Raw genomic sequence first — 20922 nt, 5'->3', positions numbered from 1 at the left:
GCGACGCCGGCCGGTGGCGTACGCAGCTCGGCTTGCGGCGGGCGCGCCGACCGGCCGGGCGGCGTAAGCGGAGCGGCAGCCGCCCGTGCCGGGATGGGTGCGCTCGCCGACGCAACCGCCACTGCGCGCCGCCAACGGCGGCGCGCCCTTGATCCCATAGAGCTAAGTTCGGCAATCGACACCCAAGGCGGTCGAGCGGTACTCGTATAGCTGAAAGGCGTCCAACGAAATGGCAGACATCTGGACAGCCGTTGTATCGGCAGCTTCCGCGCTTAGTGGTGTCGGGCTGACCCTATTGGCGACAAGGAAGAACGAGAATCGAAGGTGGGAACGCGAAAGGGAAGCGCGTGAGACGCAGTGGCTGCGCGAGGACAGGCATCGCTTCATTGAAAACAAGCGAGCTCTATACGCCAAGCTGCTCGATGAACTTCGGGACTGGTTTTGGGATCTCAGCAGGGGAATCTCTGACGCGAACGCCTACGCCGAGCAGCATGGTGAGGCAGGTCCGGACCCAGACGACCTAATGGATCGTTCCTACTTGGAACATTCCGGTGAATGCAGAGCACTAGTTGCTGAAATGACTATGCTGGCCCCTGGCGAGATGGCTAACCTGGGAAGAGGCTGCGTAGGATTGCTGAGCGACTACCACCTTCTGGTCATCAAGAATTGGGGGAATCGCGACTTCACCCACCAGGTCAAAAACGTGACTACATGGATCGAAAAGTTCGTCGCTGAAGGTAGAACCGACTTGGGCGTAGCCACAGACAAAGACGTCCCGATGTCTTGGATGACATCCAATCATTAACTCTTTGTGTCAATTCCAACAATAGGAGCAAGGCTTTCCATCGTTGTTATCACTGCGTTCGGCCCGGCCGCCACGAGTGCCCCCTTCTTGCCAGGCTTATTTACATAGGCGATGGAACAAGCATCTGAAACTCGTGCGGCTAGCACGTCGGTCATCGCATCACCAACAAGTGTGCACTCATTGGGGTTGGCGTGAAGCGCCAATTGGGCGCGTTGGACGAGATAACCTGATGGCTTGAGCCGGGAAACGTCCGCACTATCGCGGGCGGAGATGTGGGTCACCTGGTCGCGAAGATCGTGCAGGTCCACGTAGGTGTTGACGGCGGCGGCGCTGTTGTTGCTGACGATGGCGACGGGGCGGCCGGTGTCGGTCCAGGCGTGGATGAGGTCGTGTGCGCCGTCCGTTGGTTTGGCGGTTTGGACGGCTTCGACTTCGAGGGCTCGGAAGGCGGCTTCGACGTAGCGGGCTTCGTCGTCGCTGATGGTGGCTGCGTAGCGGAGGACGTCGAAGGGGTCGTCGGAGTCGCGGACCTCGGCGGGCAGATCGGCGGCCGGGACGGACAGGGTGTCGCGGAGCTGATCGGCGACCTGGTGCGCGGCGAGACCGTCGAACACGGAGCAGATGGGGCCGTCGAAGTCGAGCAGTAGCGCTTGCGTGTTGGCCAGCAGCTCTCGCAGCGCCTTGGGGTCGTCGATCGGCGGTGTCACACAGCGAACTCTACGGACACGGTGTTCCACATGCTGTCGAACCAGGTGCGGGCCTGTTCGACGTACTGCGACCCAGTGGAGGTGTCGTCTTCGGTCACGGAGTGGTGGAACAGGATCGTGTCCTTGCCCATGAGGTCGTAGATCGGCGTGGGCGTCTCGCCGAAGGTGATCACGTGCTCGCGCACGGGGTAGAAGCCGAAGAACGTCTCCGACTCGTTGATGATGTAGAGCTTGAACAGCGGTGCGGCGTGATGCACGCGGACTTCCGCCGTCGCCTCCTCGATCAGGCCGAGACTGCCCAGCTCGCGCACGGTGTCGACCAGGGCGCCGACGTGGCGGTTGGTGATCGCCGTGGCGCGAGCGCGAAACTCGGGGCTGTCGCTGAGGTCATCAACGCGGCACGGGATGGCAAGCGGTGCGGTGGTGTCGGGGACGAGGATGCGGAGCTTGATGGACTTTGGTCGGAGTCGGCCGAGTCGGATCTTGTCTAGGGGCTCGCTCATCGCGCCGTGCAGGGTCTCGCCGGAGAAGCCGGCGAAGTCGATCGTCACTTGTTCGGCCTCGAAGGCGGCTTCGATGTGCGGGCGCAGGCCGACCGGGCGCTCAGTGCGGTCGCGGACGAACACTCCGCTTCCCTGTCGGGAGACGATCAAGCCTTCGTCGCGTAGCTCGCGCAAGGCATTCTGCACGGTCATCGGGGCGACGTTGTAGGTCTTGGCCAACTCGTTCCGGGACGGCAGCTTGTCGCCTGCGGAGAACTTGCGCGTGAGGATGGCGGCTCGCAGGGCGTTCGCCACCTGCACGTACGGCGGGCGTGGGTCGTCCGGGTCGAGAGCCATGATCAGTCAGTCCTGTCAGTCGCGCTTGCCGTAGCTCGGCCATCTAAACATCGCTTTACGCATCTTGACGCAGCTTGACATCTGTTGTCTAGCTCAGCTAGCGGGCTAGACAAACTTCCTCGCACCACTTGACCTGTCTAGCCAAGCTGTCGTAGCTTGTAACTTGTACAACCGAGCTAGACCGATTAGACAAGTGGAGGTAGAGCGATGCCGGTGATCCCGACGAGGTTCGCGGTGGAGTTCGGAGAGGTGTTCCCGCTGGGGGCGTTCGTGCTGGGGGTGGAGCCGTCCATGGCCTTCTCCTCGGACCCGAGTGCGCCGAAGCGGCAGGAGCGAGACAAGGAGACCAACGAGTTGGTGTGGACGGTGCGGGCGCTGGACGCCAACGAAGAGGCGGCTCGGTTTGGTGCGGAGTTCAAGGTCAAGGTGGCCGCGCCTCAGCAGCCGGTACCGCCCGCGAAGGCCAGCGGGTTCCCGTATCCGGCGGTGGAGTTCGACGGTCTGACGATCACGCCGTACGCCAACAACAAGGGGCGGATCGCGCACAGCTTCCGCGCGAAGGGCATGCGTGCGCCGGCCGGTGCTCGTGGCAAGTCCGTGGCTGCTGAGCCGAAGGCGGCGTGATCACCATGCGGGCGTCTCGGGAAGCGGTCGCCCGCTGGAACACGGCCTACGCGGAGCAGACGGCGGCGCTGTTCGCGGCCATGAGTCCCCGATTCGTGGACGTGACAGCGATCCGTCGTCTGGCTGCGGCCTACGCCGAAGTCGCCGACGCCTGGCGCGCACTGGCGGCGGAATCTTCCGTCCCGCTGTGGGCGCGGCATGCGGCGACGGTGGCCGCCGAGGAATTCGAACGTCGCGTGGGGCTGGAGATCGCCCGCGCGCAAGCAATCGAGGAGTAGAGCGTGAGTTTCAACGTGACGTGTACGCCGGGGAAGGACGCCGCCGCCGGCTTCGTGGAGATCACCTCGGAGCTGCCGGCCTTGGTGATGTATCTGGACCCGGTGAACCTGGCAATCCAGATACCGCCGTTTCCCGGCGGAGATCGTGCCCTCGCGCGGTTCTGCCGAGAGCTGTCCCGTGAGGCGGCTCGTCTGGCGGCTGCGGTCGACCCGGACAGTGAGCCCGCGTCGGGGAGGCCCTACGAGCCGAGGCATCGCCTGTTCACCAGTGATGACAACGGTGTTCAGGGTGGGCAGTCGTGAACGAGGGTGCGGAGTTGGTGTTCGGCCCGATCAACGCAGCCGTGATCATCAAGCCGTCGAGCGAGATCCGTACCTACGTCGATGTGTTGGAGCGGCGGGTGGTGCTCGAACTGGAAGGCCATCCTGGCCGCGTCCTGCTCGGCATGTCCCCGGCCGGTGCCGACACCTTGCGTGCGGCGATCGATCGCGCGGTCACCAGCCTCGCCGAACGGTGCGGTCCGACATGAAGCCGGCACGGCGGCGGGTCGTCTCTCGCTTCGCAGGCCGAGCACCCGCCGCCGTGCCTCCCAACACCAACACGAGTGATTAGAGGTGGTGACAGTGAGCGTAGAACGGTGGCGGGAACTCGACAGGGTCGACACGTTGGCGGCGGTGCACGAGCTGCTGGGGCAGTTGCGGCCTCGACGTTCCGCGCCTCGGTCAGAGCTGGTGGCGTACCTGCGCAAAAGCGCGGCGGTCTACGCGAAGGTCGCCGAGATCGACCGGGACCACCACTACGAGGCGCTGTACTTCGCGGGCCGGGATCGCGAACGTGCGGAGGCGCTGGAGAAGGGCGAGGAGGGGAAGAGTCCCAAGTAGATAGTCCACTTTAGACAGTCAACACACGCTGGGTCGTGTGGCGATGCCGCACGCCCTTGTTGTGCTGCAAGGAATCTAGGCGCAGAAGCGGACCGGCTACCAACCTTTGCCGCTCCTGCGCTGCCTACCCACTGGAGTAGACAGTGAACACGCTAGAACACATGGACCGGTCGCCGCTACCTGGGGTCGCCGGTTCGAGCAAGGTTGATACGGCGACTCTGGTCGAGCGTGGCCTACGGCGGCTGCTGTACGCGGAGATCGCCTGGCACGACATGCCGGAGCGCACCCGCGAGGAGCGTGCGGTCAAGGAGGATCGGCGCGCGGAGCTGTACGCACGTGAGGCGCGCTGGTTCGGAATCTTGTCGCGGGTCGGCCCATACGACGTGTACACCTCGGCGGCGATCAGGGCGCAGTGCAGCGCGGAACGTCACGCGGAAACATGGCGCGAGTTCGCCGAGCAGTCCCGGTCGTTGGCCGCTCGCGGCGCTCTGCGGGGTGTTGCGTGATGGACGCGAACACGCTCGGCACCCTGATCCTCGGTGGCGGTGGCGTCGCCGTGGTGGTGTGGGTGCTCAACAAGATCGGCAAAGCGCTCACGGCGATTCTGGAGGCCCTGGCGACCATCGCCGCTGTTGCGGTCGGGGTGTGGCTTGCGGTCAAGGCCGTCGGCTGGGCGGTGAGGAACCTGGTCACGCACTGGCGTACCTCGATCGCGGCCGTGCTGGTGGTCGCCTGGTGGTTGCTGCTCGGGTGGCCGTCGCTCGCGATCACGGCCGGTGTGGTGACGGTGGCGCTGTTGGTGTGGCGACACTTCCATCGGCTGTCGTTTGACCGGTCGGTTGGCCGGCGGATTCGGTCGTGGTGGCAGCGCTGGACGATCTATGCCCGGAAGCTGCCCAGGTGGATCGACGCGTGTGGGCTGGTGGTGCGGGAGCATGATCGGCCGATTCATGTGACGGTGAACCCGTTGGCACGCAACAAGGTTCGCCGCCAACCGAAGCCGCACAAGGCGCGGGTGCCGAAGGTGCTCGGCGTGAAGTCGGGGCCGTCGTGGGACGAGGTGCGGGTACGGCTCGTGCCGGGTCAGACGCCCGAGGACTTCGACGCCGCGACTCGTGCGCTGGCCACGGCCCGTGGGGTGAATCGGTGTCAGGTGCGCGAGATCAAGCCGAACGTGGTGTCGATCGACTTCCAACGGCGCAACCTCCTTACCGCGGCTGTCCCCTGCCGGGACCTGACGGAGTTGTCGACCGTGCCCGGTGCCGGGATCGACCTCAAGAAGGTGTACGCCGGACGCACGGAGTACGGCACCGACTGGTTCCTGTCGCTGGCCGGCTCCCACACACTCGGGGCCGGGGCGACCGGTGCCGGCAAGGGCTCGCTGATGTGGTGCCCGCTGGTCTCGGCGGCCCCAGCGATCCGGGACGGCCTGGTCCGGCCGTGGGGAATCGACCCGAAGGGAATGGAACTGGCCTACGGGCGGCGCATCTTCGGCGACCGGTACGCCGTCACGGGCAAGGACGCTCTCGGGTTGCTTGACGAGCTGGTCGCCACGATGGACAAGCGCAAGGCCGAGTTCGCCGGCAAAACCCGCTCCGTCCCGGTCTCGCGGGACAACCCGCTCGATGTGCTGGAGTTTGACGAGATAGGGACCCTCACGAAGTACATCGGGGACCGGCGGCTCCGTGAGCAGATCATCGATCGCGTGGCCCTGTTGACCACGCAGGGGCGGGCGCTCAACGTGTGCGTGCGCGGGTACGTGCAGGAGCCCACGAAGGACACGGTGCCGGTGAGGGATCTGTTCCCCCGCCGGGTGTGCATGCGGGTGGCCGCGAAGTCGCACGTGACCATGGTCCTCGGCGACCAGGCCCACGAGCGCGGTGCATGGGCCAACCGGATCACCGAACACGAAGCCGGTGTCGGCTACCTGTTCGGAGAAGGGGTCCGTGAACCGCTGCGCGTGCGTGTCGGCTGGGTTCCCGACGAGACGATCAAGGCACTGGAAGCGTTCGTGACTGGCGACACCGGGCCTGGCACTGGCGGCACCGTCCTGTCTATGCCGACGAAGCCGTTGCCCCGCAACGAAAGCGGGGTCGCCTGATGTACACGACGACCTGTGAACGCTGCGCCGAGGACCGGGGGCCTGGCTGGCTCAACAACGTCGGCCTCTGCCCCTGGTGTGAGGCCGACGAGCTTGCCGCCAAGGTTGCGGACCTGTCACCGCAGGACACCGGAACCGTTGGAGGTGTCCAGTGACGACACACGACCAGACCATCCAGAACGCCGGCACCCGGGCCGAACGAATGCGGCAACCGCTCGCACTGGACGTGATCACGGCGACCGCCGAACAGCACGGCGTGTGTGTGCGGCCGTTCACGATGGAAGTGGGCGACCTGGAAACCGGGGAGCTGCGACACGTGGCAGTTCCGTGTGGGTCCACTGTGGACAGTGTGTGCAAACCGTGCGCCACGAAAGCGCGGGCGCTGCGGATCACCCAGTGCCGGGAAGGCTGGCACTCCGAGGAGGAACCGGACTTCACGCCGGAGCCTCCGACACAAAATCAGACGGAGCTGTTGGCCTTCCGTGCCGACTTGGTGCAGGCGTATCAGCAAGCCGTCGAGGACGGAGAGGCTGAGGCCGACGAGCTGCGCGAGGAGATCAGCGGCGTCGATGCCGAGTTGCGGCAGCTCGGCGTGCGTGGCCGTCTCCCATCGCCGGATGGGCCGACTAAGCGCGGTGTGAAGCGGTCGACTCGTCGGCGGCAGGACTCGCCGAACCTTCCACGTAAGAAGGTGGAGAAGCGCACCCTCGGCCGGGAGTACGCGGGCCGGTTCCGGCCGTCGATGTTCGTCACGCTCACGCTTGACTCGTATGGGCGAGTGCGTGACGACGGGACACCTGCTAACCCGGCCACCTACGACTATTGGCGGGCAGCGCGGGATGCCGTGCACTTCGCCTCCCTGGTCGACCGGTGGTGGCAGAACCTTCGCCGCTGTGTCGGGTGGGACGTGCAGTACTTCGCCACCGTGGAACCGCAGAAGCGGGCCGCTCCGCATCTGCACGCCGCGATCCGGGGCTCGATCTCACACGAGGTGCTGCGGCAAGTCACCGCCGCGACCTATCACCAGGTGTGGTGGCCGGCGCACGACGAACTGATCTACGACGGCGACCGGTTGCCCATCTGGGACGGCGAGAACTTCGTGGACCCGGACACCCGGAAACCGTTGCAGGACTGGGAATCCGCCGTCGAAGACGTCCAGGAGCCGGCGCACGTGGCCCGGTTCGGGGTGCAGGTGCACTCCAAGGGCATCCTCGGCCGGACGGAAGAGGCGGGCCGGCATATCGGGTACCTGACGAAGTACCTCACCAAGTCGACCGGCGAGATCGTCACGGCGGACTCCGACCGGCAACGCCGGCATCATGACCGGCTGCACGAGGAGCTGTCCCGCACGCCGTGCTCGCCGCGCTGCCCGGTGTGGCTGCTCTACGGCATCCAACCGGTGGGCGCCAACGGCAAGACCATACCCGGGCACTGCAAAGGCCGTGCACATCGGCGAACCACCCTCGGCCTGCCTGGCCGGCGTGTCCTCGTGTCACGCAAATGGTCCGGCAAGACCCTCGCCGATCACCGGGCCGACCGGAAGGCGTTTGTCGTCCAGGCGCTCAAAGCGGTCGGTATCGAGAAGACCGAACCGGATCGATCGCGGTTCGTGTGGAACAAGATCCAACCCGGCGACCGAAACGCGCCTCCGAGAGCGCACCTGCTCATGCACGCCATAGCCGAACGGGTGACCTGGCGCGCCGAGTACGACAAGGCACTACTCGCCGCCGGCATCGATCCGCCCAATCCTTCGGCAACTCCGCCAATCGCGGCCTGACCAGGGAGGACGAGATGACACACAAGTACCTCGACGTCCACCAGGCGGCCGAGTACCTGAACACGAAAGTCCGGTTCGTCCGGCGGTTGATCGCGGAACGGCGAATCGCGTTCCACAAGGTTGGCGCTCATGTCCGTATCGCGGTCGCGGACCTCGACGCGTTCGTGCACGCGGGACGGGTCGAAGCGATCACGGTGGCGTCGGTCGCTCGGCAGCTTCGGGGGGCGTGATCATGGCGAACAAGAAGGGACACCGAAGTTTCGGCAACGTGCGGCAGCTCCCGTCAAAACGGTGGCAGGCGCGCTATCCCGGACCGGATGGCGTGATCCGCACAGCACCGCAGACCTTCGACACCAAGAAGGCGGCGGAGCGGTGGTTGTCGCTCACCGAAACGCAGATCATGCAAGGCGAGTGGATCGACCCGGAGCGGGCCAAGGTCCACCTACGCGACTACGCCGAGCGGTGGATCACCGAGCGTCCGGGCCTGCGTCCGCGCACGGTCGAGCTGTATCGGTGGCTGCTGCGCAAGCACGTTGGACCAGGGCTCGGCGGTGTCGAGCTGGGCAAGCTGTCCACGGCGATCATTCGGCACTGGCGCGCCGACCGGTTGGCGGCCGGCGTTTCTGAGTCGGTCACGGCCAAGGCGTACCGATTCGTTCGGGCGGTGCTCAACACGGCGGTTGACGAGGACAAGATCATCCTCAAGAACCCGTGCCGCGTGCGTGGTGCCGACCGGGAGAACCCGGCGGAACGTCCCGTGTTGACGGTCAAGCAGGTGTTCGACATCGCGGACCGGATGCCAGCTCGCTTCCGGGTAGTCGTGCTGCTCGCCGCGTTCGGCTCGCTGCGGTGGGGAGAGGTCACCGCGCTGCGGCGGTGCGACATCGCCGAGGACGCGAGCTGGGTGCGGGTGCATCGCGCGTTCGTGGAGGTTCCGGGACGCGGGTTGATCGACGGGAGTCCGAAGTCCCGGGCCGGCGTGCGGGAGCTGATCATCCCGGCGTCGGTGCGGCCGGAGATCGTGCGGCACCTGGACGAGTTCGTGAAGCCGGGGCGGGATGCGTTGCTGTTCACCGGGCAGCGGGACAAGAACGCGTTGCGCCGGCCGAACTTCAATCAGCGGGTCAAGTGGACAAAGGTCGTCGCCAAGCTCGGACTCAAGGGAGTGCATTTCCACGACCTCCGGCACGCCGGCAACATCTGGGCGTCGAAGTCGGGTACATCGACCCGTGACCTCATGGCGCGCATGGGGCACGACGACATGCGGGCCGCGCTGATCTACCAGCGGGCGACCAGTGACGCTGACGAGCGGATCGCGGATCGGCTCTCGGAGTTGATTGACAAGCACCGGGACTGCGATCAGAAGAACGAGGAGACGCCCGACGATGATTCAGACGATGGCGCGGCCGGCGCGCTGGTCCCGAATGGGTAATGGCATGTGAATGGCACGCGGGAGAAGATGATCTAGAGAGCAAGATCCCCAGGTCACCGGAGATTCCGGGTCTGACCTGGGGATCTTTGCGTCCGAGCGGATGACGGGAATCGAACCCGCATTCTCAGCTTGGGAAGCTGATGTTCTACCATTGAACTACATCCGCGAAACCTCGACGAGGATACACGGCCGTCAGCGGAGCCGACTCTCGAGTTCGTCGCAGAGCGCCGGCAGGCCGAACCGCCGCAGCACACCGATGATCTCCAGGGCCATCTCCTCGAACGGTTGACCCGTCTCCAGGGTCCACCACAGCTCGCCGAGCGGGTACCCACCCACCTCGACCAGCTTGCCGATCGGCGCTTCCCAGAGCGGCCGGCCGGTGAGTCCCGGGCTATACGGCCGCACCCGCAGTTGATCACTCCACTCGCTGCGCCCGTGCACCGTGAGCCACAGCGTGAACCGCACGCCCGACTCGCTCGTCGGCGTCGACTGTTGCAGTGTCACCTGCGCCCAGTAGCCGTGCACCGGAATCCTGAACGTCCGCCCGGCCCCGGTGAATCCGAACGCGCGAAACGCAGGGGCCAGCCCGGTATCCACCATCAGCTTGAACCATTCCTGCGCACCGCGCCGCACGTCGGGTTCCACGCCTAGCCCCTTCGCTCGGTCCGGGCCGGCGCGAACGCCGCCGTGACTGTCAACTCCGTGGGGGTGGCGCGACCCTAGCTTGATCGCGCAGAGCAACGCTAAAGGTTTGCTGTATCCCGCGCCGTCGCGGGTCGGCTACTCCGCGCTGACCTGTACCGAATCATGAACAACGGCAGACAAAAAGGCCTGAGCAGCGGATTATGGGATGGTTGCGGCGACAAGTTTCTCCAGAAAACGGCGAGGAGGCACGTCACGCGGCGGGTGCGGCCGCGTCTCTCAGGCGGGTGGGCGACAAGTCTCTGGAGGACGGATGGCACGGGGTGCGGACCAACGTCCCGACCAAACGGCTCGACCACGCCGGTCGGCGGCTCCCAACGGCGGCATCGGCGTCGCGCTGATCGACGGTGTGCCGCTGTTCCGCGAGGGCCTGTCCGCGCTGGTCATGCGCACCGCCGGGCTCCGCTGGATCGGCGCCGCGGACAGCCCGAGCGTCGCCATGCAGATGTGCGAACGCCTCCGGCCGAACGTGGTGCTGGTCGACTCCGGCCTTGATCCGCGCAACCAGCTCAGCCGCATGCTCGTCGGCTCGGATACCGACCTGGCCGTGATCCTCCTGGTTCGCGACTCCCACCGGAACACCCAGTACGTGGCGAACGGCATCGCGGCCGGCGTGGCCGGCGTGCTGCTGCGCTCCTCCGAGCCGCCCCAGATCGTGGACGCGATCCGCGCGGTGTACGACCGCCGGCGACACATCGACCCCGCCCTCACGTCGATGGTGACCGCCCCTGGGGCGCGCACGCCGCACAACAACACCAACGGCGACGGCCTGCGCCCGCTGTCGCAGCGCGAGTACCAGGTACTGCACCTGATCGCCGACGGCCTGGAGAACCAGGCGATCGCGAAGATCCTCTACGTCTCGGTGGAGACCGTGCGCACCCACGTGAAGAGCATTCTGCGCAAGCTCGCCGCACGAGACCGCACGCACGCCGTCGCCGTCGCCTTTCGCAGTGGCGTGCTCGTCGCCCCACGTGATATGAGTCACGCCGAGCAGTCCCCACACCGCGTCGTCGCGCACGTCAGGGCTGGCAACCGCGGCTGACGAAAGTTGTAGGGGTTGGGATAGAACACATCCGGGGGAACTTTCCTTGCCGCTGGTTACCGGCAAGTAATATCCTGTAGTTACCGGCGAGTAGCCCGATCCCACAGGACCAACGGAGCAACGAGATGGGCCACTACAAGAGCAACGTCCGAGACCTGGAATTCAACCTCTTCGAGGTGCTCGAGATCCAGAAGCGCCTGGGCAGCGGGCCGTTTGCCGAGGCCGACCAGGACACGGCACGCACGGTCCTGAGCGAGCTGAACTCGCTCGCCACCGGAGTGGTGGCCGATTCGTTCGTCGACGGGGACCGCAACCCGCCCGTGTTCGACCCCGACAAGCACGAAGTCACCATTCCGGAGTCGATCAAGAAGGCCCTCGGCGCCATCGTCGAGGGTGGCTGGGACCGGATGAGCCTCAGCACCGACCTCGGCGGCTTCGGCGTCCCGCCGACCGTCGCATGGGCCGCCGCCGAGCTGATCCTGGGCGCCAACCCGGCCGTGTTCTTCTACATGGCCGGCAAGACGTTCTCGCAGATCGTGCACGAGAACGGCACCGAGGAGCAGCGGCGCTGGGCCGAGAACTCGATCGAGCGCAACTGGGGCGCGACGATGGTGCTCACCGAGCCGGACGCCGGCTCCGACGTGGGCGCCGGCCGCGCCAAGGCGGTCAAGCAGGAGGACGGCTCCTGGCACCTGGACGGCGTGAAGCGGTTCATCACCGGCGCCGCCCAGGACGACATGACCGAGAACGTCCTGCACCTGGTGCTCGCCCGTCCCGAGGGCCCCGGCATCGAGCCGAAGCCCGGCACCAAGGGCCTTGGCCTGTTCCTCGTGCCGGCGCACCACTTCGACCCGGAGACCGGCGAGCTGACCGGCGAGCGCAACGGCGTCTTCGTCACCAACGTCGAGCACAAGATGGGCATCAAGGCCTCCACCACCTGCGAGCTGACCTTCGGCCAGCACGGCGTCCCCGCCAAGGGCTGGCTGCTCGGCGAGAAGATCGACGGCATCGCGCAGATGTTCGACGTGATCGAGCACGCGCGCATGATGGTCGGCACGAAGGCGATCTCGACGCTGTCCACCGGCTACCTGAACGCGCTGGAGTACGCCAAGGAGCGCGTGCAGGGCGCGGACCTGCCGCGGATGGTCGACAAGACCGCGCCGCGTGTCACGATCACGCACCACCCGGACGTGCGCCGCAGCCTCATGCTGCAGAAGGCCTACGTCGAGGGCCTGCGCTCGGTGTACCTGTACACCGCGTCGATCCAGGACGAGATCGCGGTAGCGCGCGCCGGCGGCGAGGCGGGCATCGACCAGGAGTTGGCCGAGAAGGTCAACGACCTGCTGCTGCCGATCGTCAAGGGTGTGGGCTCCGAGCGCGGGTACGCGCTGCTGTCGGAGTCGCTGCAGACCCTCGGCGGGTCCGGCTTCCTGCAGGACTACCCGATCGAGCAGTACATCCGGGACGCCAAGATCGACACCCTGTACGAGGGCACCACGGCGATCCAGTCGCTGGACTTCTTCTTCCGCAAGATCGTCCGCGACAAGGGCCAGGCGCTGACCTACGTGGCCGGCGAGATCGGCAAGGTCGTCGACGCGGAGACGGGCAACGGCCGGCTGAAGGAGGAGCGCGCGGCCCTCAAGCAGGCGCTCGAGGACGTGCAGGGCATGCTCGGCGCGCTCATCGGTCACCTGACCACCTCGCAGGAGGACCCGCGCAACATCTACAAGGTCGGCCAGCACGCGGTGCGGCTGCTGCTCGCGGCCGGTGACCTGGTCATCGGCTGGCGCCTGCTGCATGCCGCCGAGATCTCGATCACCAAGCTGGACGCGGGCGTCACCGACCGCGACAAGCCGTTCTACGAGGGCAAGATCGCCGCGGCGTCGTTCTTCGCCGCGACGGTGCTGCCGACCCTGTCCGCCGAGCGCAAGATCGTCGAGTCCGCCGACAACGTGCTCATGGACCTCGACGAGGCCGCGTTCTGATCTGACCACACGTAACCTCCGAGCCATCCCGCGGCGCGGAAGACGGCGGTCCACCTTCGGGTGGGCCGCCGTCGTGCTGTGCCGACCACGACCGGGTAACGCTCGTCAAGCGGAGTCACCCGAGTGGTGCGACCCTGATCAATGAAGTACCGCAACCCTGGAACCCTCCTAAGGAGAGAACATGGGACAGGCGTTCAAGGAAGCGTTCAGTGGTTACAGCATCCTCGGACTGCTCATCGCCGGAATTGTGCTTGGCTTCCTCGCCAAGCTTCTGATGCCCGGCAAGCAGAACATCCCGTGGTGGCTGACCATCGTGGCCGGCATCCTCGGTGCTCTCGTCGGCAATGTACTGGCGGCGCTGTTCGGCGTCAGGGAGACCGCCGGCTTCGACTGGATCCGGCACGGTCTGCAGGTGGTCGGGGCAATCGGCGTGGTCGCGCTCGCCGTAGCCCTCTGGTCGAAGTCCAAGGGCGGAACAGCCGCCCGCACCTGATCGATTGGGATACCGAACGGCCGCCACGTCACCCGACGCGGCGGCCTTCTCGTGTCGTGTGTCAGCCCGGTGGCGGCGGTCCGCAGATGATCTTCGGCTGCGGGTTGTAGCGCACGTGGCGGGTCTCCCTGCGCACCTCGGCACCGCTCGCCACGTCCTTGAGCACCCGCGTGTCGCTGGTGGTGAAACCGGGGGATCCGTTGCTGGGGCTGCACTTCTCCGGCGGCGGCGGGCCCTGCTTGGGCTGCGGGTCGGTCGGATTGGTCCGCGGACCGGGGACCGATTCGACGGTGTACCGCTTGGTGCCCCACAACTTCACGGTGATCGACGACGGCGTCCACACGGTCTGGATCGCCACCCCGGTCGGCGAGTCGTTGGTGAACTTGATGTCGATCAGGCTGGCGCCGCTGTGGCTCTGGAACACGGTCGCCTCGCGCGCGGCGGGGTAGCGGCTGATGTAGTAGCTGTGCTCCTTGTGCCCCGCGTCCTTCATGGCCGCGAAGTACGACGCGTTGTACAGCGTGGTGGCGAACTGCGAGATGCCGCCGCCGACCTCGCGGCCGGGCGCGCCGTCGGAGATCACGCCGGCCTCGACGTAGCCCTGCCCGGTGCCGCGCGGACCGGTGAAACCGTTGAGGGAGAACGTTTCCCCCGGTTTGACGATCGCGCCGTTGACCCGCGCGGCGACCGTGCGGATGTTCACCCCGGAGTCGGCGGCGAACCCGCCGGTGGTGAACTCGCCGATCACCTCGTTGATGCCGAGCTGGTTGGCCTGGTCGGTGGTGACCTTCGGCGGTTTCATCGCGTACTGCGCGCGCAGCTCGCGCCCGTCGGTCTTCTTGAGCAGCTCGGGCAGCGGCACGAGGCTCGGATCCCAGTTGACCGTGCGGCCGTCCTCGGAGGGCTGCACGCCCGGCCGGCCGGCGGTGAAGATCACCGCGGCGTCCCGGCCCGGCTTCTCGGTCGGCGCGAGCTGGGGAGCCAGCGCGCCAACGATCTTGGCGTTGTCCAGCGACGGGGTGAGCCCGCCGCCCTCAGCCGGCGCGAACTTCAACGCGGAGGCGATCACCGCCGGCTCGAGCCGCGCGTCCTTGCCCTCACCGCGCACGATCACCGGCCCGGAGACGGCCGGCTTCGCGATCTGTTCGAGCGCGGCGTTCACGCCCTCGGCAGTCGTCTTCACCGGCGTGGCCTGCACCGGCAGATCGATCGGCTTGCCGGAGGCCCACCCGTCGAGCAGCAGCTGCGCGGCCGGGCCGGTGTCCAGCGTCTGACCGGTTTTCGGTTGCACCGCAACGGGTTTCGCGCCCTGGAAGGTGACCGTGCCCTCGACCGGCGCGCGGTCCACCTTCGCCCGCAGACCGTCCACAGTGGACTGGAGCGCGCGCTGGTCGGTGCTGGTCGCGACGCTCACCTCTTCGGTGGTGAACAGCGAGGTGAGCCGGGTGATCGGGTTCCACGACTGGTCGCCGGCCTTGTCCAGGGTGGCGCGCCAGTCCAGGGTGAGCCCGGCGGCGGCCGGCTGCACGGTCTCGCTGACGTCACCCGCCTTGACCTGCAACGGTTTGCTCAGCCGCGGCTCGATCTCGGTGCGCAGCTTCTGCTCGGCGTCCTCGCGCGACATGCCTCCGACGTCCACGCCGGCCACCGTCACGCCGCGCGGCACGTCGCCCTGGCTGAGCAGGAGGTCGACCGCGTACAGCACGGCCAGCACGCCGACCACGGCACCGCCAATGATCAGTGCGCGGCGGCGACCGCCTCCGCTCGGCTTGGGCTTCGCGTCCTCGGATTCCGACTGTGCGGCAAGGAAAGCGGTGGTCTGCTCAGCCGACATGGGCGCCACCGGTGACGGTGGTGGTTGGGGCAGGGGACCGGGTTGGTCACTCCGGATCGCGGGGAAGACGTCGGTCTGCTCGGAGTGCGACTCCGGCCACCGCGGCTCATCCGGCACAGCTCACTCCCTCATAGGTACAGGCCGGTCCCGTGCTCGGAGCGTTCGCTCGCCGTGGCGTGCACGTCCCGTTCGCGCATCACCAGGTACGTCCGCCCCTGCACTTCGACCTCCAGCGGATCCTCCGGGTTGAACAACACCCGTTCCCCGACCTTCACGTTGCGCACGTGCGTGCCGGCACCCAGAACATCGCCCCAGACGAGCCGCCGCGCCATCTGCGCGGTGGCGGGGATGACGATCCCGCCGCCGCTGCGCCGTTCACCCTCTTCTTGGGTCAACTGCACCAACAGGCGGTCGTGCAGCATCTGAATCTCGAGTTTGAGCTCCGGCACTGCCAAATGGTATCGGCCGCGTCGTGGCCCCCGGCGCGCGCCGCCCTCGCGGTGCGTTCGCGCTCACGCTCGGTGGTTGTGGACGCTCACCTGGTCTCGACGGCCACCTTCACGCGGGACAGCGTGCGTGCGATGTTCTCGGTGTTCACCGACGCCCGGTCGGACACGCCGGTCGCCACCACGGTGAGCCGGCTGAACCAGCTTTTCCTTTTGTCCCAAGTACTTTCGGTGAGCCGGCAGCCGTCACCACGCGGTTCGAGGTCGTACTGCCACCGTGCGACTGGCAGGCCGAGCGAGGTCACCTCGAAGGCGAACCGGCGCCCCGGCTCGGCGTCGGTCACCGTGGCCAACGTCGACCAGCGGCGCCAGCCCCGGCGGTTGCGGCCTCGGAACCGGGCGCCGGGGGCGGCTTCTTCCGCGCCGCGCAGCCATGAACCGCCGACGAACTCCTCGGCGGCGACCGCCATCGCCGGAAGATCGCTGACCACGCGGTACACGTCCTCGGCCGGTGCGTCGATGTCGATCTCGCCCCGCGCTGTCGGTGTGCTCACGATCGTGAGTATGCCCCACCGTGAGGGCGGACTTGGTGCACCTTTGCCGGCAGACCTGCTCCGTTCGGCGGATCGTTCGACCGTCGCGCGTGACTAGGGTCAGCGCACAGTAGGCCGGGCGGGGGCCGGTGTCCTCTGGCCGGAGGTGGCCGTTGCCGAGCACATCCTTGCCACGCAAGGGGTTCGCGGCCGCCTGCGTGGCGCTCGGGCTCGCCGCGTGCGGCCAGGGCGACGAGCAGCAGTCGTCGCCGAGGAACTACCTGTCGATCGACCCGTGCGCGCTGCTCACCGCCGACGAGGTCGCGCCGTACCTGGTCGAATCGGACCGGCTGGCCGAGCCGCAGGCGCGGCGGGAGGATTTCAGCGCGCAGCCGAGATGCGTGTGGCGGCGGCCGGATCGCGCGTTCTTCGTCGAGCTGAGCCTGCGCCCACCGGCGGCGGACAGCGAGCGGGTCGAGTCGCGCAAGCTCGCGGTCGGCGGCAACCCGGCGTACCTGTCGCCGGACGGGCGGCACACCTGCCGGCTGGAGGTGGACACCGGAGGCGTGTCGGTACTGATGGACGTGGCACCCGGCAGCCGATCCGCCGTGGACGACGACGGCGACGTGTGCGCCGAGGTGACCACGTCGGTGACCACCGTCCTCGGCAGGCTCCGCTGGTGATCGGTTCCAACCGTCCAATGGTGAGAGTGGTCTACAGGTCCCTCTCAGCCGCCCAGTCGCGGATCGCGGCGATGAACTCCTCGGGCGCGTCGGACTGCACGTAGAGGCCGGCGCCCTCGAGGATCACGGTCTTGTGGTTGGTGAAGATCGCTTCCTGGCGTTCGCGCTCCTGTGCACGGAAGCCGATTTGGGCGTCACCCCACACGATCAGGGTTGGCAGGTGGGCGAGGTCGGCAAGACCGGCCTCGACCTCGGTGAAGAAGGCCCGGCTGGCGATGATCCGGCTGGGCAGTATGGCGGAGGCCTGGCGCCGCGAGGGGGTGTCCTGCGCCCGGCGGTAGTGGGTCATCTCCGCCGCGGTCGGCTTCCGCCTTCGGTGGCCCATGGGGATGAACGCGTTGATGAGGAGGTTGAGCCGCCGGGCCAGGAAGCGGATCGGGGGTCCGCCGCCGAGGCGAGAGAAGGCCTCGAAGTAGAGGTCGCCGTTGACCGGCCAGGCCCAGGCGTTGGCGAGTACCAGCCGATCGAAGACGCCTGGTCGACGGCGTGCGGCGGTCAGACCGATCGGGCCGCCCCAGTCCTGCCCGACCAGAGTGGCCCCCTTGAGACCGAGCGCGTCGACAAACCCGGTGACCACGTCCGCGTGCTCCTCAGGCAGGTAACGGTAGCCGGGCTTCGGCGTCGACAGCCCGAAGCCCGGGTAGTCCAGGGCGATGCACCGGAAGTCGTCGCGCAGCGCGCGGATCACGTCGCGCCAGAGGAAGGACCAGGTCGGGTTGCCGTGCAGGAGCAGCAGTGTGGGGCCCGACCCCTCGTCGACGTAGTGCACGGTGTGCCCGTCGATGTCGACGAAGCGGCTCACGAACGGGAACAGGTCGTCGTCGACCCAGGCGGGCCGCACGCTCTCGGTGGTCTCGGCCATGGCGGCCCCTCTCGGCTCGATCTCCCAAGCTTGAGTTTGTCACGTGCACTTGAGACAATCAAGTATGATGCGTAGCTACGGCCAGTACTGCGGGCTCGCCCGGTCCCTCGAAATCGTCGGCGACCGGTGGAACATGCTCATCGTCCGCCAGCTCCTCATCGCCCCCGCCCGCTACCGGGACCTGATCGACGGCCTCCCCGGCATCGCGACCAACCTGCTCGCCGACCGGCTCCGCGACCTCGAGGCCTCGGGCGTGGTCGAGCGGCGACTGGCCGGCAAGGGCAGCGTGGTCGAGTACGCCCTCACGCCGTGGGGTGCCGAGCTGCGCCAGCCGATCGAGAGCCTGATCCGCTGGTCCACCCCGCTGATGGTGCGCGGCCCCGACGGCGACTCCTTCCGCCCCGAGTGGCTCACCCTCGCCGTCCCCGCCCTGCTCGACACCCGGGTCAAGGTCCGCACCTCGGCGACGGTCGGCCTCGAGATCGGCGACCCGCTCTTCCAACTGCGCGCGACGCGCTCCGGCTTCGAGGTCGGCCCGCATGACGGCCGCGACCTCGACGCCACCGTCCGCGCCGACCCCGCCTACGTCCTCGGCCTCGCCGCCGGCGCCCTCACCCTCAGCGACGCCCGCGCCCTCGGACTGGTCGAGATCGACGGCGACGAGTCCATCGTCCGCACCGTCTTCGCCGCCTGACGGGGCCGCCTCCGCTGGTGAGTGTCACGCCGCCCATCCACAGGCGCGACTTATCCACATGTCGATCATCCCGTCAACGTGTGCGGCAGAGTAGATTCCGAATAGGATATACAACGTCAATTAGTCCAGTGAGGTGATGTATGCCTGCGCAAAGGCCAACTATCCTGGCCACGTCAATGGGGTTCAACCGTGCGCGCGAACCGTGGAAGCCGTCGCCCATATTTCGGTATGCGATCGAACTCACTGGATGTCGGGATTTGCCCAGGATCTGCTTTCTGTCAACGGGCACGGGCGACAGGAGATCGAGCATTTCAGGATTCTACTCGGCATTTTTGGGCCGTCAGGTAGACGCGAGTCATGTCGAGCTCTTTGACAAGCCAAACATCTCAGATGTAGCGGGCCACTTGCAGTCACAAGATATGATTTGGGTTGACCGCGGAAGTGTGGCCAATCTCCTGGCGGTCTGGAAAGCACACGGACTGGACCAAGTACTACGTGACTGCTGGCAGAGCGGCGTGGTGATCGGTGGAGAGTCCGCCGGATCCCTCTGTTGGTTTCAGGGAGGCACGACAGATTCTTTCGGAGAAGTTCGCCCATTAGCAGATGGCCTTGGTCTCTTGCCATTCTCCAATGCCGTGCATTATGCCGATAGGCGAGAGCTCTTCCACTCAAGTGTGCGTGACGGCCTGTTGCCAGGCGGATACGCAACCGATGCTGGAGCAGGTCTTCATTTCGAAGGGTCAACGTTCGTCCGCGCCATAAGCGACCGCGCAAACAGCGGCGCGTACAAGGTCACCCGTACGAAAGACGGTCTGATTGAAGAAACCAAATTGCCGATCGAAAGACTTCGCTAGCTGTTCGCGAGCCGTTCCATAACCATCCTGACATCGTCCCGGCCATGCCAGTGTTGAAGTATCGGTAGCGCTCGCCGAAGCTCACTCTTTGCCGAAAGCGACTCGATCTTGTCGATGTCGCTGAGTGCGCGGCCGGCAAGGTGGGCTGCCTCTGCGGGCTGGCCCGCGTTTGCATAGGCTCGCGCGAGCTTGGCGCGCGTAATTGTGGCCGTCCGGACCGATGCTCCCGACAGAGACGACAACCGCGGCTCCAGAACAGGTATTACGGATTCACCACGCCCAAGGTAAATATCACAGGTGGCTTTGAATATCGTAAATAGATCGTCATTGACGACACTTCGCTGCCCTAGAACCGCGTCGCCTTCTTGTACCGGCTTTGCCAATAATGTCAAAGCGTCGTCAAGCGCGCGCTTGCTTTGCGTCTCGTCTCCAGCGAGTGCGTAACCAAATGAAATCTGCTTCGCAGCAAGGCCGCGAATCCTCGGTGGCACACGCTTCATGCAAAGCACCGACTGGGCGTGATCCACCGCTCGACGACCGTCGTTAGCGAAACTGACCGCGATCATGGAGCGTCGCACGAAACCGTACGCAATCATTGGTTTCCATTCGGCCGATTCCGCCCAATGGCTGGTACGATCAATCCAATACATTGCACTCGTAAGGTCACCAGCCTCTTCGGCTAGCCAGCTAAGGGACTCCGCGTATCGTGCTTGCAGTTTGGCTATGCGAGTTCGATAGCGATGCTCGGCCCGTCGTCGCATCCCGTCAAGGAGCGCAACGTTGCCGGTTAGCCCGTCTACCAGTTCAGACGATGGCAGGGCGCGTGCTGCGGTCTGGAAGCCTGCGTACCCTTTTTCAAATACCGATAGCATGTCAGGGTCGAACCCAAACTTGTCTAACTTCGATTCGAACTCCCGATAACCCACACTACTCGAAATTCCGACTCCTAGGGCGACCAGAAGGTCACGGCGGGACAATGGCACTGCCCCACCTCCACCGGGTAGCTCCACGATCAGCATTTCAGTGCTGTTCGGCCCTGACGCACGACGGTTGGTTGATGCGCGGCTGGTTTCATGCACCAGGGAAGTGATTACACCTCCGGTCTCATAGATGCTGTCGAGTTTGACGGCAAGCCACGCGTGCAGTTCTCGCTGTCCGGTTTCCACGTACGAGATTAGGGACGGAGCACAGCCCGCTTCGCGCGCGACAGCAGCGAGGGTCAGGCTCCGCGACTTACGCATGTCGCGGAGAACTACGCCGAGACCCTGATCTCTTGACACTGTCCACCC

Annotated in this window: 25 protein-coding genes and 1 tRNA gene; 17 read left to right on the top strand and 9 right to left on the bottom strand. The window is 66.3% G+C overall.

Going from position 1 to position 20922, the window contains the following annotated elements; genetic code table 11:
- Positions 1-229 precede the first annotated feature (229 nt).
- The gene (locus EV193_RS17935; RefSeq protein ID WP_130345265.1) at positions 230-805 is read left to right on the top strand and encodes a hypothetical protein; all 576 of its coding nucleotides are present in this window, start codon (positions 230-232) and stop codon (positions 803-805) included.
- Here EV193_RS17935 and EV193_RS17930 read toward each other — a convergent pair.
- Together EV193_RS17930 and EV193_RS17925 are read right to left on the bottom strand one after the other, a co-directional pair.
- The gene (locus tag EV193_RS17930; protein WP_242613470.1) at positions 802-1512 is read right to left on the bottom strand and encodes an HAD family hydrolase; all 711 of its coding nucleotides are present in this window, start codon (positions 1510-1512) and stop codon (positions 802-804) included. The genes EV193_RS17935 and EV193_RS17930 overlap by 4 nt on opposite strands.
- Complete coding sequence (locus EV193_RS17925; protein WP_130345264.1) at positions 1509-2315, bottom strand: GntR family transcriptional regulator; 807 nt, start codon at positions 2313-2315, stop codon at positions 1509-1511. Before EV193_RS17925 ends, EV193_RS17930 begins: the two co-directional genes overlap by 4 nt.
- Before the next feature lie 243 nt (positions 2316-2558).
- Here EV193_RS17925 and EV193_RS17920 point away from each other — a divergent pair, with 243 nt between their 5' ends.
- The 10 genes from EV193_RS17920 to EV193_RS17875 all read left to right on the top strand — a co-directional run bounded on the left by EV193_RS17920 (position 2559) and on the right by EV193_RS17875 (position 9445).
- A complete protein-coding gene (locus EV193_RS17920; protein ID WP_130345263.1) occupies positions 2559-2975 on the top strand; it encodes a hypothetical protein in 417 nt (138 codons plus the stop codon).
- Between the two features lie 5 nt (positions 2976-2980).
- Entirely contained in the window at positions 2981-3253 is a 273-nt protein-coding gene (locus EV193_RS17915; protein ID WP_242613488.1) for a hypothetical protein, read from the top strand.
- Between the two features lie 3 nt (positions 3254-3256).
- Positions 3257-3556, top strand: coding sequence for a hypothetical protein (locus EV193_RS17910; protein WP_130345262.1), 300 nt, complete (start codon positions 3257-3259; stop codon positions 3554-3556).
- Positions 3553-3783, top strand: coding sequence for a hypothetical protein (locus EV193_RS17905; RefSeq protein ID WP_130345261.1), 231 nt, complete (start codon positions 3553-3555; stop codon positions 3781-3783). The genes EV193_RS17910 and EV193_RS17905 overlap by 4 nt, the downstream gene beginning before the upstream one ends.
- Positions 3784-3877: 94 nt before the next feature.
- Positions 3878-4135, top strand: coding sequence for an AMED_5909 family protein (locus tag EV193_RS17900; RefSeq protein WP_242613469.1), 258 nt, complete (start codon positions 3878-3880; stop codon positions 4133-4135).
- Between the two features lie 161 nt (positions 4136-4296).
- On the top strand, positions 4297-4641 hold the full coding sequence (locus EV193_RS17895; protein WP_130345260.1) for a hypothetical protein: 345 nt from the start codon (positions 4297-4299) through the stop codon (positions 4639-4641).
- Positions 4641-6236: a cell division protein FtsK gene (locus EV193_RS17890; protein WP_242613468.1), complete on the top strand. Its 1596-nt coding sequence runs from the start codon at positions 4641-4643 to the stop codon at positions 6234-6236. The genes EV193_RS17895 and EV193_RS17890 overlap by 1 nt, the downstream gene beginning before the upstream one ends.
- 202 nt (positions 6237-6438) lie before the next feature.
- Entirely contained in the window at positions 6439-8013 is a 1575-nt protein-coding gene (locus EV193_RS17885) for a replication initiator (protein WP_130345394.1), read from the top strand.
- A 14-nt stretch (positions 8014-8027) separates the two neighbouring features.
- Positions 8028-8243: an excisionase family DNA-binding protein gene (locus EV193_RS17880; protein WP_130345259.1), complete on the top strand. Its 216-nt coding sequence runs from the start codon at positions 8028-8030 to the stop codon at positions 8241-8243.
- A 2-nt stretch (positions 8244-8245) separates the two neighbouring features.
- A complete protein-coding gene (locus EV193_RS17875) occupies positions 8246-9445 on the top strand; it encodes a tyrosine-type recombinase/integrase (RefSeq protein WP_130345258.1) in 1200 nt (399 codons plus the stop codon).
- A gap of 95 nt (positions 9446-9540) precedes the next feature.
- On the opposite strand, the gene EV193_RS17870 is transcribed toward EV193_RS17875, so the two are convergent.
- Both EV193_RS17870 and EV193_RS17865 read right to left on the bottom strand, forming a co-directional pair.
- Positions 9541-9611: transfer RNA gene (locus EV193_RS17870), tRNA-Gly, on the bottom strand.
- A 26-nt stretch (positions 9612-9637) separates the two neighbouring features.
- On the bottom strand, positions 9638-10090 hold the full coding sequence (locus EV193_RS17865) for a DUF4304 domain-containing protein (protein WP_130345257.1): 453 nt from the start codon (positions 10088-10090) through the stop codon (positions 9638-9640).
- A gap of 310 nt (positions 10091-10400) precedes the next feature.
- On the opposite strand from EV193_RS17865, the gene EV193_RS17860 reads away from it, so the two are divergent.
- From EV193_RS17860 to EV193_RS17850, 3 genes are all read left to right on the top strand, one after another.
- The gene (locus tag EV193_RS17860; RefSeq protein WP_130345256.1) at positions 10401-11189 is read left to right on the top strand and encodes a LuxR C-terminal-related transcriptional regulator; all 789 of its coding nucleotides are present in this window, start codon (positions 10401-10403) and stop codon (positions 11187-11189) included.
- A gap of 125 nt (positions 11190-11314) precedes the next feature.
- The gene (locus tag EV193_RS17855) at positions 11315-13174 is read left to right on the top strand and encodes an acyl-CoA dehydrogenase (protein WP_130345255.1); all 1860 of its coding nucleotides are present in this window, start codon (positions 11315-11317) and stop codon (positions 13172-13174) included.
- 181 nt (positions 13175-13355) lie between these two features.
- Positions 13356-13667, top strand: coding sequence for a GlsB/YeaQ/YmgE family stress response membrane protein (locus EV193_RS17850; RefSeq protein ID WP_130345254.1), 312 nt, complete (start codon positions 13356-13358; stop codon positions 13665-13667).
- A 61-nt stretch (positions 13668-13728) separates the two neighbouring features.
- On the opposite strand, the gene EV193_RS17845 is transcribed toward EV193_RS17850, so the two are convergent.
- The 3 genes from EV193_RS17845 to EV193_RS17835 all read right to left on the bottom strand — a co-directional run bounded on the left by EV193_RS17845 (position 13729) and on the right by EV193_RS17835 (position 16501).
- Entirely contained in the window at positions 13729-15618 is a 1890-nt protein-coding gene (locus EV193_RS17845; protein WP_130345253.1) for a VanW family protein, read from the bottom strand.
- An 11-nt stretch (positions 15619-15629) separates the two neighbouring features.
- Complete coding sequence (locus EV193_RS17840) at positions 15630-15923, bottom strand: GroES family chaperonin (RefSeq protein WP_130345393.1); 294 nt, start codon at positions 15921-15923, stop codon at positions 15630-15632.
- Positions 15924-16036: 113 nt separating this feature from the next.
- A complete protein-coding gene (locus EV193_RS17835) occupies positions 16037-16501 on the bottom strand; it encodes an SRPBCC family protein (RefSeq protein WP_130345252.1) in 465 nt (154 codons plus the stop codon).
- Positions 16502-16653: 152 nt separating this feature from the next.
- On the opposite strand from EV193_RS17835, the gene EV193_RS17830 reads away from it, so the two are divergent.
- Positions 16654-17163, top strand: coding sequence for a DUF3558 family protein (locus EV193_RS17830; RefSeq protein WP_165401390.1), 510 nt, complete (start codon positions 16654-16656; stop codon positions 17161-17163).
- Positions 17164-17194: 31 nt separating this feature from the next.
- Here EV193_RS17830 and EV193_RS17825 read toward each other — a convergent pair whose 3' ends face one another.
- Complete coding sequence (locus EV193_RS17825; RefSeq protein ID WP_130345250.1) at positions 17195-18085, bottom strand: alpha/beta fold hydrolase; 891 nt, start codon at positions 18083-18085, stop codon at positions 17195-17197.
- Between the two features lie 67 nt (positions 18086-18152).
- On the opposite strand from EV193_RS17825, the gene EV193_RS17820 reads away from it, so the two are divergent.
- Positions 18153-18779, top strand: coding sequence for a winged helix-turn-helix transcriptional regulator (locus EV193_RS17820; protein ID WP_130345392.1), 627 nt, complete (start codon positions 18153-18155; stop codon positions 18777-18779).
- Between the two features lie 140 nt (positions 18780-18919).
- Positions 18920-19633, top strand: a complete 714-nt coding sequence (locus EV193_RS17815; RefSeq protein WP_130345249.1) for a Type 1 glutamine amidotransferase-like domain-containing protein — start codon at positions 18920-18922, stop codon at positions 19631-19633.
- On the opposite strand, the gene EV193_RS17810 is transcribed toward EV193_RS17815, so the two are convergent.
- The gene (locus EV193_RS17810; RefSeq protein ID WP_130345248.1) at positions 19630-20913 is read right to left on the bottom strand and encodes a helix-turn-helix domain-containing protein; all 1284 of its coding nucleotides are present in this window, start codon (positions 20911-20913) and stop codon (positions 19630-19632) included. The genes EV193_RS17815 and EV193_RS17810 overlap by 4 nt on opposite strands.
- Positions 20914-20922 lie beyond the last annotated feature (9 nt).

Origin of the sequence: Herbihabitans rhizosphaerae, from assembly GCF_004216555.1 — a bacterium.
Taxonomy (GTDB): domain Bacteria; phylum Actinomycetota; class Actinomycetes; order Mycobacteriales; family Pseudonocardiaceae; genus Herbihabitans; species Herbihabitans rhizosphaerae.
Note: the sequence above shows the minus strand (reverse complement) of the source record. Positions and strands in the feature narration are given on the sequence as shown.